The sequence below is a fragment of the Hahella sp. CR1 genome (genome assembly GCF_029813005.1).
GTDB lineage: Bacteria > Pseudomonadota > Gammaproteobacteria > Pseudomonadales > Oleiphilaceae > Hahella.
In genome coordinates this window covers 524897-537818 of the sequence record NZ_JAPELK010000004.1, presented here as the reverse complement: position 1 = coordinate 537818, position 12922 = coordinate 524897, and the positions used below count along the sequence as shown (strand labels likewise).

The window sequence follows — 12922 nt, the reverse complement described above, 5'->3', positions numbered from 1 at the left end:
GTCCACCATAATTCCCGGCCCGATTTCCTTCTTCACTAAGAAAATAGAGACCTATGCTTTTCAAAAACGCACTGATTTATCGTTTCACCAAACCCGTGCCCTGGCCTTTGGAAGACCTGGAAACCGGTTTGAGCGAACATGCTTTCACCCCCTGCCAGGCCAACGACACTTATCGTCTGGGCTGGGTTCCCGCTGCGCCTTTGGTCAGCGACGCGTTGGTCTATCAACAAGGCCGCTATCTGTTGCTGACCCTGAAACGGGAAGAGAAAATTCTGCCCGCCAGCGTCATTAAGGAAGAAGTGGAAGAACGCGCTCAGGAAATCGAAGAGCGCGAGCAGCGCAAATTGCGCAAGAAGGAAAAGAACGAATTAAAGGAACAGGTCATCACGGTTCTGCTGCCCCAGGCGTTTAAGCGTTCGCGTCTGATGTCCGCCTACATTGATCTGGATAAAGGTCTGCTGGTCGTGGATACGTCCTCTGGGACTCGTGCGGACGAGTTCACCTCCTTCCTGCGTCAGTCCATGGGCACGCTGCCAATTCGTTTCGTCGCGCTGAATGAGGCTCCTGCGGTGCACTTCTCCGACTGGGTGCAGAAAGACAACACCCCGACGCCTTTCGTTTCCGGCGATAACTGTGAGCTGCGCTCCGGCGACGGCTCCGACACCGTCATTCGCTGCAAAGGCACCGAGTCTTTGACGGACGCTATCTCCACGCATATTGAAAACGGCATGCAGGTGACGCAACTGTCCCTGGAGTGGGATGAGAAGCTGAGCTTTGCGGTCAGCGACGACCTGAAGATCAAACGCATCAAGTTTATGGACACCCTGCAGGAGCAGTTGAAGGACGGCGATACTGGCGAAGCCGCCGAGCGTTTCGCCGCCGACTTCAGCCTGATGACCCTTGAGTTCTCCCGCATGACGGAAGACCTGATCAAGGTTCTGGGCGGGGAAGACATGTCTGCGGTGATTCAAGAGTAAATCACACTCACCGCGCGGGCCGAATCCAAACCTGATGGACCGGCTCGCGCAGTTTCACAGTTCAACCTATTTGTACTTCAAGCGCTCCGCCTGCCACTCATCTGGCGCGTTTAACGGCAAGCGCAGAGCCATAACCCCTTCTTCATCATCGTAACGAATACTGAATCCCAGCTTTTCCGCCAGACGCAGCATCGGCTTATTGTCCGGCAACACTGAGCCCACCATTTCCACCGTGCCTTTTTCCCGGCAGTACTCAATGATCTTGCGCATCAGCACCCACCCCAGGTTTTCACCACGCAGATCATCACGCACGATGATGGCGAACTCACACTGCAGATTGTCCGCATCAGTCCACGCACGCACGGTGCCAAGAGTATCCTCGCCATAACCGCTTTCCTTCGGAGACATGGCGATAAAGGCCATTTCCCGGTCGTAGTCGATCTGCAGCATCTGCACCATTTCATCGTGAGTAAAGGACTTCCGATAGTGGAAGAAGCGATAACGTATCGATTCCGGCGACAGGCCGGAATAAAACTCGATGTGACTCGGCTCATCCTCTCCACGCACTGGGCGAATTTCCGCCTTGCGCTTCGACTTGGGCAGCATGATCCATTCCCGCAGCTCTTGTGGATAAGGCTGGATCGCCAGCTTCGCCGGTTTGTCGAGATCAATCATGGCGTTGACCGCCACCGCGCCGTGCTTATCGAAATACAGCGGCATGACCTCAAGCCCTTTGATTTCAGGGATATCGATAATGATCTGCGACAGAATCACCAGGGTTTCGCAGATTTTGGCGATGTCCTGCTCCGGGTTATAACTATAGTCTTTCAACAGGCGAAACATATGCGTCTGCAGCAAAAGATCCCGAGCCAGCACCATGTTCAACGGCGGCAGAGCGAGCTTGCGATCCGCCGACACATTCACCGCCGCGCCGCTGGCGCCGCACACCATTAAAGGCCCAAACACCGGATCGCGGGTGACCCCCAAACTGAACCCTACTCCGCCAACCGTCTGAAAACTGGGCTGCACGGCGAAACCTAAAAAGCCGCTGTCCGGGAAATGTTCCCTGTAATGCGTCAACAGGTAGCGACAGGAATCGCGAATGGACGCGTCCTCCACCAGCCCCTTCACCCTGCCCTTGTAGCGGCCACGGCCGGTCTTCTCGTCTTTAAAAGGGATACAGCTGTGCTCGTGCAAAATGCGGATGTCCACTGGCAAGCCAAACTCCCGCGCCACTTCCACGACCTGCTCTTCGGTTTCACAGTAGCGGGTATCCTGCATGTTGATGCCGTAATCGGTGAGAATCTGCCGCGACTCCGCATTGGTCAGCACCCGCCGTCCTGACGCGTATATCTTCTGAATGGTCTTGCGCGCACGGGAACGGTCCACTATCGGGTCGGTGTAGGACTCCGGCGTTTCCCGCAACACCCGCTGGCTGCGCTGGTGATTGACCATATGCATGAAGGCTTTCACCGCCTTATCCGGCGTGGAGAATGTGGGCACGCCACTGTGAAAAAACGCTTCCCTGGCGTCGTACACCGTACTGTGGCCCAGCCAGCAGGTGAAAATATTCAGATGAGAGCGCTTACCCGCTTCTATCACCGCATCCGCCACCTGCAGGCTGTCTTCGGTCAGAGACGGCGCGTACAGCACCAGCACATTGGACACGTGCGGATCGCGTCCGAGTATCTCCAGGGTGCGGCGATACAGCTCCGGGTTGGCGTCATAGTTGAGATCAATCGGGTTACGGCGCGTCCAATAAGGCGGCAGATGCTTACCCAGTTCACTCACCGTTTCCGGCGACAGCGAACCCAGCTCGCCATTTAGAGACGCCAACCGATCCACCGCCAGCACCCCAGGACCCAGACCGTTGCTGATAATGTGCAAAGGCTCGCCGCGCACCGGTTTCATCCGGGTTAACGTCTCCAGCGCATCGAACATCTCATCGGCGCCGTTAACCCTCAACACCCCGGCGCGCCGGAATACCGCATCGAAAATCTTGTCGCCGTCCACGACCCCCAAGGGCAGCTCCGCAGGACGCCATTGCGATGCCGGAGTGCGTCCGCTTTTCACTGCGATCACCAGCTTCCCCCGCGACACCGCCCGCACGGCGGAAATAAAACGCCGGGGCGAATGAATGTTCTCCATGTGCAGCAAAATGGCTTTGGTGCTGCGATCCTGGGCCAGGTAATCGATCAGATCGTCCAGCCCGACGTCAATGCCGTCTCCCAGGGTAGTTAGGTGCGAAAAGCCGATTCCCCGGGTGAAGGCCCAGTCAATCACCGCACTGGCGAGAGAGCCGGACTGGCCGATATAAGCGATCTTGCCCGGCAACACGCCCATATGCATATAAGTCGCGTTCAGATTGCTGGCCGGGGACAACATACCGATAGTTTCCGGCCCCAGGATACGAATGCCGAACTCAGACGCAATTTCCTGAACGGAATACATCAGCGGCCGACCACTGCGGCTGTGGGTGCGCGACAAGCCGCCGGTCAGGATCATCGCGGTTTTAACTTTGACGTTTCCCAGCACCCGAACAATGCGCGGCACGCTCTCCGGCGGCGTACAGATAATGGCCAAGTCCGGCCGAAACGGCATTTGCTGGGGCCGTTTCACGCAGGGGACGCCATGCACGTCGTGATAGCCCTTGTCATTCACCACCACCAGACGGCCTGAATAGTCCGTGGACATCAGATTACGCAACACCATGCCGCCCAGATTATTGGAGCGTTCGGAGGCGCCAATCACCGCGATGGACTTAGGGTTGAACAACGCTTCTAAATGTCGGGTTCCCAATCTGTTTTCTCCATTTGCGTTGACAGGCTCCGGACCCGGCGACTGCGGAAACACCGCCGATATCTAAGATACATAGACCAATACCGGCCACTTTGACAGATATCAAGATCCCCCGCTTTGACTGACTTGGCGTAATTCGATACGCCCACCTCAATCGCGGGCGCGGACTATAACATTCGCCCCATCTCCGGTTTCAAGCCGTTATCGCTTTGCAGTAGACTAAAAGCCTCTAAAAGGAAAACAAAGATGAAAACCGCCCTTTTCTATCATAAAGACTGTACATTGCACGACATGGGCGAGGGGCATCCCGAAAGCCCTATGCGATTACAGGCGATTATGGACCGGCTTGAGCACGCCGGCATACTGCAGGAAGTGGATCTGGTCGAGCCGCAGGAAACCGACCGCGACAAAATCATTCGGGTGCATCCCTCCCGCTACGTTGAACAACTGGAAAATCTGAATCCGGACAAAGGCCGCATCATGGTCGATCCAGATACGGCATTGATGCGTCACAGCATGCGCGCCGCCTATCTGGCTGCGGGCTCTGCGGTAGAGGCGGCGGATATGGTGCTCAGCGGCCAGGCGAACACCGCCTTTTGCGCCGTGCGTCCCCCTGGCCATCATGCGGAACGCAGCAAGTCCATGGGCTTCTGCTTCTTCAACAATATCGCCATCGCCGCCCGCCACGCCATGGATTTTCATGGTCTGGAGCGCATCGCCATCGTGGATTTCGACGTGCATCAGGGCAACGGCACGGTGGACATCTTTCAGGATGATCCGCGGGTCCTGTTCTGCTCCAGCTTTGAGTATCCGCTGTATCCGTTCAGTCACCATGCGGTGGATCGCCCCAACATCATCAATACGCCGCTGGACGCCCACACTCGGGGCCTGCAATTCCGGCGTAGCGTTGAAAGAGACTGGCTCGCCCGCCTGCAGGATCACCGTCCGCAACTGATACTTATCTCAGCGGGGTTCGACGCCCATAAACATGACCCTCTGGCGCACCTGGAGCTGGAAGAAAGGGACTACCGCTGGATCACCCGTTTATTGATGGACGTGGCGCGGGTTTACAGCAGTGGGCGCATCGTTTCTATTCTGGAAGGCGGTTATAACCTGAACGCCCTGTCCGCCAGTGTGGAAGCGCACATGGAAGGTTTGATGGGGAATTGAAACGTCGCATGAGCGAGGGCTTAACTTTGTTTAGAAGCTCCGCCCGCCAACAGCGGACGGAGTTTCCATAAGGTTGCGAGAAAGCGGCCTGTTCAGGCCAGGTTAGACGAGACCTTTTTCCAACGCTTCCTGACGAATGCCGTCCCAGCCGTTTTTGACTTGCTTCAACAAGCCCGCCACTTCATCCAGAATGGTCGCGTCATTTTGCAGGTTGGCTTCAAACAAGCGACGCTCCATGTATTCGTACAAAGCATCCAGACGCTCTGCGATGTCGCCGCCTTTTTCTTTGTCCAGGAACTCGCGCAAACCGCCGACGATTTCAACCGCCTTGCCGATCAGCCGATTTTTGCCTTCAAAGTTATTGGCGAGAATCTGCCCTTTCGCCATGGTAATACGCTCCAGCGCACCGTCGAACAATAGCTGGATCAACTTGTGCCCATCCGCATCGACAATGCTGGTCTGACGATTCACGCTCTGATACTGATGTAACGCGTTCATTGTAATAGCAACCTCATAATTACTCGTCTGTGATCTTAAGCGCCTGGATCAGGCCCTTCGCTTAACCCTTGCTTCCAGTGGTGCTGGCCACCAGCGCTTCCAGCTGCGTGGACAAAAAGTTTTCCGTGTTCTTGAGCTGGGAAATAATCAAATCCGCGGCGGTGAACTGACGCGCCAGCCGATCCGTCAGGGCCGTAATGCGATCGTTCAACTCCGTCCGGTCTTCAGAGATTTTTTCCAGCTGTGAATTAAAGCCATTGATGGCGACCGTAATCAAACCGTCGGCGGACAGATAATTGTTCACCAGGTCGACCATCTGGTCTCCCACCCCTTCAATATAAGTCGCTGTGCCGCGTGCGCCAGTGGCGCCGCCGGTAATTTGCAGTTTGAGCCCTTTCGAGTCTCCGTCCGCAGAGGTCAGATACTGGCCCTTACCGGTAGCGGCTTTCCCATTGATCGTGCCGGCGACATCCAGGCCATCTACGCCGGTGGCGACAGTCAAACCCAGCTGCGCCGCGGTATTGGTGTCGATGGCGGTAATCTCGACCTTGGACGTACTGCCATATTCTCCAGAGGTGAACACCAGCTGGTTACTGCCGTCCAACGAAACAGTCACGCCAGAGCCTGCGATATTGGTGTCCGCATCCAGCTGAGTCTGAATTTCCGCAAGCAACTCACTGTCAGTATAAGTTCCGGCGGTCAGAGTAATGGTGTTGGACTCCACCCCGTTGACTTTGATCTTGAAGGTGTCGTTATCCGCATCAATGACTGTTGAGCCGCCCAGCGCCACATTGCCGGTGAAAGCGCCCTGCGTCGCCACCTGAGTGATATCAACGGCGTACGAGCCAATCTTGGTATTTATCCCGGCGCTGACGTACTTGACCTGCGCATCCGTCGTACGCCCCTGGTCGGCGAACAAAGCCGCTACGTCATTCGGATAACTTTGCAGCTTGTTTTGGAACGTGAGGCTGTTGAACTCCAGTTGTCCCGATTCTGAGTTGGTCGTAATTCCCAATTCAGACAAACTACGGACGTTAGCGCTTTCCAGCCCGGGAACAATTGAACTCAGCGTAGAGCGCAACTGGGTGGAGATAGTGCGCACAGTGGAGCTGCCCAGCAAAGTGCCTTTTTCTCCGGTATCACTGTCAAAAGCGGTGACTTCGCTAATGATTTCCTGCAAAGCATTATATTTATCCACTAAATCCTGGACCCTTTCGGTCACAGCATTCAGGTCTTTGCTAACGGTAACGTTGACTGCGCTTGCGGTTTCAGCATTTAAAGTCAGGGTCAGGCCGTCCACCACGTCATCGACGGTGTTCAACGAACGGGTGATGGATACGCCATTCAAAGTAAAGGCGGCGTCTTCCGCTGCGACGTCCTGAGTTAAATTCTGGTTGGTGGCGTTATAAATAAACTGGGAAATCCCCGAACCATCCGTACTGTTGCCGTCGTTATCCGTCGCTGAAATAGAAATGGCGTTCGCCACACCGGTTTTTGAAGCGGATAACACAAGCTGGTAGGAGGAGCCGTTGTAAATAACGGAGGAGTTAACGTCCAATCCCATATCGTTAATGGCGTCGGACAATCCCTGCAACGTATTGTTACTGCTATCAACGGTCAGGTTTTTGGTGACGCCGCCGACAGTAAAAGACAGCGTGCCTGTTCCTACAGTGGTGGTGTCTTTATCAGCGAAAGTGCCGGAACTCAATGATTGCGCAACGGCCAGATTGCTGACGGTGAGCGCATATGAACCAGTTTTCGCAGAGGTGTTGGCGGTAACGCCAACAGCAGAGCCGCTGGAAGTCGCCGTGTTGCTGGACATCGCTTCCGGCGTGCTCAATGTACGAGCGGATAAACGCAGGTCGGTAATTGCGCTTTTCAGACGACTCAAGTCGCTGAGTTTGGCCGTCACTTCATCTTCTTTGAGATTCAGCCTTTTTTCCGTCGGCTCACGCTCAGCACTGGCCAGCTTCTCGATTAATTCGCTGGTCAATACTCCCGAGCCGATGCCTATTGAAGAAACGCTTGCCATGTGACGCCAACCTCGCGGATTGTGTGTACGATCATATCTTTATTTATCGGCAAAAAGGGGCAAAACTTTGCCCCTTTTTTTGTTACGGATCGTAAATTCCTGCCGAACCCTATCTGATTCCGCCAAGCCTCACGCCTTGGCGGAAAACAGATTAACTGGTTCATCCTGCTGCAAGTTGCGAGCCAGCTTAAGGGCCAAGTCATCGGGAATCTGTCTCACTACTTCTTTTGTGGTTCTGTCCAAAACAGTAATGACCGTTCTTCCCGAGACCTCATCCAATTCGAACTGCAGGTCACGCTGCACAGATTGAACGTATTCATTCAACTTGGTCACCGCTTCCCTAAGCTCGTGGCTTTGCTCCCTCTCCAACTGTTGCTGTTGCTTATTGGCAATGTCGTTGGTGGGCTGGGCTGCAGAGCTCTGCTTCGCAGCCTGCGTATCAGGCGTAGACGTTGCTACCCCGGACTTAACCTTAGGTTCAATCGGAGGTGACGACGTCGCGGACTGAGCAGACGGCAGGTTCACGGGTTTAGTGGCCGCCGCCATACTCAGTTCAGTAGTCTTAACGTCATTCATATCTCACCTCTTAGCATGTCTTAACGCTTAAACCGGCCGGAAGAGAACATCCGGCCGGTATTTCACGTTAGTTCACTCCGTTACTGCAGGAGCGACAAGACTTGCTGGGGTCTTGCATTAGCCTGCGCCAATATCGAGATACCGGCCTGTTGCAGTACCTGCGCCCTTGACAACGCTGCGGTCTCGGATGCGAAGTCTGCGTCCCTGATCCGGCTGTTGGCGGAGTTCAGGTTCTCGTTGTTCACTTCCAAGTTCGCAATCGTGTTCTGGAAGCGGTTCTGGATGGCGCCCAGTTCCGCCTGTTTGGACGTTACAGTCTGCAGTGCGTTATCCACCGCCTTCAGAGCCGCTTCAGCGCCAGCTACAGTAGAGATATCCACATCCTGCAGCAGAGAGCCGCTTTCAGCGCCGCCGAATGTACCGATTCTCAGACCCGCTTTCGCCAGACCCGCAGAGTTGGTGTTGGATTCAACGTCTATCTGACCGCCAGACAACAGTGTCACAGAGCTGACAAAGGTCGTGGTGGTGATGCTGGCCATCGCTGTGGCGCCGCTGATGTCGATGTTACGACCGTCCGCAGCCACCAGAGTGAAGGAGTCAGAGTCCAGTACTTCCGCAGTAACGCCAGTCTGACCGGATTTCTGGTTGATCGCATCGATGATCGCAGCCTGTTTCACAGCGACGTCGTCAGTGGTGCTGAAGCTCGCAGTGATGGACACGCCGTTGACCGTAATCGTCGCAGAGGCAGTCGTGGTAGTCAGGTTGCCTGAGTTAACACGGTTTTCGTTAGCCAGCGCGGTAACGCCAGTCTGGTCAGACGAACGGTTGATCGCAGCCGCTTTCGCGATGGCGCTACCGTCCGCATTCGCAGTGGAAGCCGTGTCGTCAGTGCTCAAGCTGGGCCCGATACCCACGTTGTTGATGACGATGTCGCCAGTCACCAAAGCGGTGGTGGTGCCATTATCACTCACAATACCTGCGTTGTTTCCGCTGAATGACCCTACTTCAAAGCCGGCGTTATCGATGTTGCCTGTAGTCGTGGTGAGTGCAATGTCGCTGCCGTCATCGCTTGAAAGCGAGTAGGTGCCGACATAGGCGTTACCCAGGGAGCTTGCCGCGGCCAAACCAAAGGTAGCCAAGGTGTTGCTCGTAGTTTCAGTCAATACGATGTTACGACCGTCGTCAGCCACCAGGGAGATACCCTTGGCGGTGTCGCCGTCGAAGACCGCGCGCACGCCTGTGGCGCCGGATTTTTCGTTAATGGCGTCCGCTGTCGCTTGCAGGTTCTGCTCGACAGTCAAGGTGGTGCCTTTACTCAGGTTGATGCTGACCCCGTTCAGGTTCAAGCTCACGTTCGCCGCAGTCGCGTCGGCGGTAGTGGTGCCCGCGACATAGTTCGCGTCGACAGTAGCGGTGACGCCTGTCTGATCGGATACATCATTAATCGCCGCCGCCTTAGCAATGGCGCTTGACGCCGCATGGCTGGTGGAAGCCGTGTCGTCAGTACCCACAGATGCGCCCACGGAGATGCCATTGATAACGATGTCCCCTGCAACCATTTCATTGCCGGTGCTGCCTACAACCAGAGCGGTCGTAGTCGTTCTGCTGGAAATACCGCTGGTGTCCGCTGTTCCCAAAGTGCTGGTGTCCAGCTTGGAGATGGTCACGCTGATGGTGTTCCCCAGGTTAGCGCCAGTTTGGAAAACGGAATTCTGGAAAGAGCCGTCCAGCAGTTTCTTACCGTTGAAGTTGGTAGTTGCAGCGATGTTTTCAATCTCGCTGATCAGCTGGCCAACCTCTTCCTGCAAGGCTTCACGGTCGATAGTTGAGTTAGTGTCGTTCGCAGATTGCAGTGACAGTTCACGAATACGCTGTAAGCTGTCTTTCATTGAACTCAAAGCGCCTTCAGCGGTCTGCGCCAATGAGATCGCGTCTCCCGCGTTACGAACCGCGACGTTAGTGCCGCGAATCTGAGCGTCGAAACGTGTTGAAATCGCCAGACCTGCCGCGTCGTCTTTTGCGCTGTTGATGCGGAGACCCGAAGAAAGCCGCTGCAACGACGTATCTCCTGACCGCTGTGAAGCGTTCAGGTTACGCTGCGCATTCAACGACGCAATGTTGGTATTAATTATTTGAGGCATGTTTGCTTCTCCTGTAACCCTTCTCACTCGGTTAAGAGGTTCTCGCTTCTACACAGCAGGGCCGGTCGAACTGCGCTAACCCGTTGTCCTTAGTAACGGCTTCAGGAGAAGATTCTTTAGTTAATTTTTGCCTGCTCTTTGTAATGAAATGTAAGCCTTAACCCCATGACTTCACGCTCACGCAAAGTCATCGGGATCATTGATCGAACGGCGCACCCAGGGATCTGTCTCAAGGTCGAATTTTTTGTACATAACCTGAAGAAAATGTTTATGTACATCAAGGAGAAAGCGCAGCATGGTCTGTCTCCATTCTTCCATGAAGGTCAGCCTCTCCGCATCATTCTGAATGGCCAGCGTATGCGCGAAACCGATATAAAGAAAATGTCTGATAGAGCCCCGCAACAGGAAATAAAATTCTTTAGCTTTAACTTGCACCTGATCTTCCATGTAAGTGTTGATGCGGTTACAGACTCTGTTCATTTCATCTTTGCTGGTAATGGGCGCCTGCAAAAATGTCGAAACATCGTCGCTGAACTGCCCGAACAAGACATTTAAGCGGTCTCGCTTCTTCTCAAGCACGTCTACCGGTATTTTTTCGTGCTGCGACGCGTAGAGGTAATCCACCACCTTCTGCTTCTTGTCGCTGCTCGCGTTGAGCGCCGTCAGGGAAATCGGTAATGGTCCCGGCGCCACCCACTCAGAGCCCTCAATCTTGGCCCCATGAGAAAAATTGTAGACTTTGCCGCGCTCAGGGAAGTCACGCAGACTGTTTTCCGCTTTGCGTTTGGCGGCGAAATATTGCGGTGACGTCAAAACGGAGCCGCCGTCAACACCCTCCACCTTAAACACATGCTGGCCGTCGTAATCCACGCTGCGCTTGAACGCCTCATGGGCGTCGTCGTCGTAATAGATCGAGCTTTGCGCATGGTGATGGCGTCTGTCCGTGAACCCAAAGTCCATTCCAAACAACAAGATGTTCTTGAATCCGTAGTGCAGCGCCCAGGCTAACCCGAGGTTCGTGCAAGTGGGAGTTCCCCCGCGGATGATCTGCCCATGCTCGGGAAACATGGTCGCCAGCCCACACTCTTCTTTGATGTAAGCGCGCCGTTCGCCAAACAACTGGTATACGATCGGGCTGATGTGAATAGGAGCAATAACTTTTATCGAATTCAAGTAATCGGGATCTTTAAGCCGCTCCAACTGCCCGACCACATATTGATAGTCAGACTCCAGTTCGACATGAATATCCGGTTTGATTCCCATCGGATGCAACGCAGTGATGGAGGAGCCGCATGAAATGATCAACGCGCCGCGCTGTTGCATCTCCCGTAACTGATCTATGCGCATGTCCAGGGAGGGACCCGCCCCTACAATGCACACCGGCACATCGGTTATGTCATTGACAGGCGGCGGCAATAACTCAACGCCGCTATATATATTGTGCGCCGCCTGATTAAGCTGGTTGACCTCATCGTCATAATTGCCCCAGGAAACCAGGAACACATACAGGTCGTCGCACACCTTTTCAGATAAATTATCGTGGGACTTCAGGCCGCGATGATTATAAAACAGCGTCGCGAGAGGAAAAGCTGGCGGTGTCGTAACCAGGTTATTCCACAGCAGCGCCCACTGTGAGTATTCGTCTTCCTGCCCGCCCAGCAGAAAGTGAATGGTGCGCCCTTCCGCGCCGTCATACTTGCGGCAGATCTCCGCCCAGTCGACGGCGTACAGACTCGCGGCGAAATGATCCAGATTAGGCTCAAAAACCACGGCGTAGTTGACCTTGTGCTGCTCCAGGAAGGCCTCAATGTGATAACCCACGCCGCACCCGAGGAAGACAATGCAGGGATAAGAATCCCCCAGCCAAAAATGATTGAAGTTCGACTTGTTAATAGGAGATTTTCGAATAATGGCGTCAGCGGCTTTGAAGAAAAACCTTGGAAAGCAGTAATCGCCGGGAAACGGCGGGTCAATAGAAACCACCTTGCCGCCTTCACTGTAGACCTTGGTGAATTCCTTGATTTCGTTCAGAGCATAGGCCTTGGCTTTACCGCCGTATACGGAATGGCCTTCATCGTGAATATCCACTTCACCAGCGTCAGGGATGATATTCAGCTTGGATTTTTTCATCTGATAGTTCAGGAAGTGCTTATATATGCCGGGAAAGTGGTCTTTGAAGTAGGCTAAATTCTTTTCCCTGCGCTCGATGAAAGGCTTAAGTATTTCCGCTTGATCGGTCATTGCTTCTATCTCTTTTTTAGTTTTTCCGAACGAGAAAATTGGGGCGGCAATTTTCCGTCACTCGAAAAATTTTTAGTGAACAGACAAAGTTAGCGTAGCAGTGATCTGCCCATTACTCCTGTTTTCGCCACTTTTAACGCCTCTATCTTTCAAGCTCGGCAATTATCATGCCGCCATTTCCGCAGCCGCTTCAAAAAGGGAGGCGTCAGCTTACGCGCCTTTCTTTGCAAGGCGGCGCTATCTATATGAAGGAGAGAGCGATTGTTATCCCCATTTTCCTCTTGGCGGCAAGCGGCAACTTTTTGACCGCCCCTTGGCAAACTCCTGCCAAAATCCATAGGCCTCCCTTTCCCGCAAACCTATCTGCGTTTTTTTGTGATTAAAAATCAAACACATAAAATTTCCTAAAAGTTCTGGCAATGCTTTTGCATAGGCAGTGGAAACGCTCCTTTCTGCGCAATTTTTATTCGCATAGAGGGGCAGGCAAA

General features: G+C 54.1%; 8 protein-coding genes. 2 read left to right on the top strand and 6 right to left on the bottom strand.

Translation table 11 applies throughout. The features are described from left to right. The first annotated feature begins 53 nt into the window (after window positions 1-53). Complete coding sequence (locus tag ONV78_RS13060) at window positions 54-977, top strand: recombination-associated protein RdgC (protein ID WP_216737814.1); 924 nt, start codon at window positions 54-56, stop codon at window positions 975-977. Between the two features lie 66 nt (window positions 978-1043). Here the strand turns inward: ONV78_RS13060 and ONV78_RS13055 are convergent, their stop codons facing one another. Further along, entirely contained in the window at window positions 1044-3776 is a 2733-nt protein-coding gene (locus ONV78_RS13055; protein ID WP_279503622.1) for a bifunctional acetate--CoA ligase family protein/GNAT family N-acetyltransferase, read from the bottom strand. 246 nt (window positions 3777-4022) lie between these two features. Here ONV78_RS13055 and ONV78_RS13050 point away from each other — a divergent pair, with 246 nt between their 5' ends. Then, window positions 4023-4946 carry a histone deacetylase family protein gene (locus tag ONV78_RS13050; protein WP_127969403.1) on the top strand — a complete coding sequence of 308 codons (924 nt, stop codon included), beginning with the start codon at window positions 4023-4025 and terminating at the stop codon, window positions 4944-4946. 102 nt (window positions 4947-5048) lie between these two features. Here ONV78_RS13050 and fliS read toward each other — a convergent pair whose 3' ends face one another. From fliS to ONV78_RS13025, 5 genes are all read right to left on the bottom strand, one after another. Beyond that, window positions 5049-5444 (bottom strand): flagellar export chaperone FliS, encoded by a 396-nt coding sequence (fliS, locus tag ONV78_RS13045; protein ID WP_127969402.1) that lies wholly within the window; start codon window positions 5442-5444, stop codon window positions 5049-5051. Between the two features lie 61 nt (window positions 5445-5505). Then, window positions 5506-7476, bottom strand: a complete 1971-nt coding sequence (gene fliD / locus ONV78_RS13040; protein ID WP_279503621.1) for a flagellar filament capping protein FliD — start codon at window positions 7474-7476, stop codon at window positions 5506-5508. A gap of 129 nt (window positions 7477-7605) precedes the next feature. Beyond that, the gene (locus tag ONV78_RS13035; protein ID WP_279503620.1) at window positions 7606-8052 is read right to left on the bottom strand and encodes a flagellar protein FlaG; all 447 of its coding nucleotides are present in this window, start codon (window positions 8050-8052) and stop codon (window positions 7606-7608) included. An 80-nt stretch (window positions 8053-8132) separates the two neighbouring features. After that, window positions 8133-10193 carry a flagellin gene (locus tag ONV78_RS13030; RefSeq protein ID WP_216737818.1) on the bottom strand — a complete coding sequence of 687 codons (2061 nt, stop codon included), beginning with the start codon at window positions 10191-10193 and terminating at the stop codon, window positions 8133-8135. 177 nt (window positions 10194-10370) lie between these two features. Beyond that, window positions 10371-12434 (bottom strand): 6-hydroxymethylpterin diphosphokinase MptE-like protein, encoded by a 2064-nt coding sequence (locus ONV78_RS13025; protein WP_279503618.1) that lies wholly within the window; start codon window positions 12432-12434, stop codon window positions 10371-10373. Between the last annotated feature and the right edge of the window lie 488 nt (window positions 12435-12922).

What these genes read in the sequence shown, in the direction of transcription:
- fliD (WP_279503621.1), bottom strand. Translation starts at nt 7,476, where the DNA reads ATGGCAAGCGTTTCTTCAATAGGCATCGGCTCGGGAGTATTGACCAGC.
- fliS (WP_127969402.1), bottom strand. Translation starts at nt 5,444, where the DNA reads ATGAACGCGTTACATCAGTATCAGAGCGTGAATCGTCAGACCAGCATT.
- ONV78_RS13050 (WP_127969403.1), top strand. Translation starts at nt 4,023, where the DNA reads ATGAAAACCGCCCTTTTCTATCATAAAGACTGTACATTGCACGACATG.
- ONV78_RS13035 (WP_279503620.1), bottom strand. Translation starts at nt 8,052, where the DNA reads ATGAATGACGTTAAGACTACTGAACTGAGTATGGCGGCGGCCACTAAA.
- ONV78_RS13060 (WP_216737814.1), top strand. Translation starts at nt 54, where the DNA reads ATGCTTTTCAAAAACGCACTGATTTATCGTTTCACCAAACCCGTGCCC.
- ONV78_RS13030 (WP_216737818.1), bottom strand. Translation starts at nt 10,193, where the DNA reads ATGCCTCAAATAATTAATACCAACATTGCGTCGTTGAATGCGCAGCGT.
- ONV78_RS13025 (WP_279503618.1), bottom strand. Translation starts at nt 12,434, where the DNA reads ATGACCGATCAAGCGGAAATACTTAAGCCTTTCATCGAGCGCAGGGAA.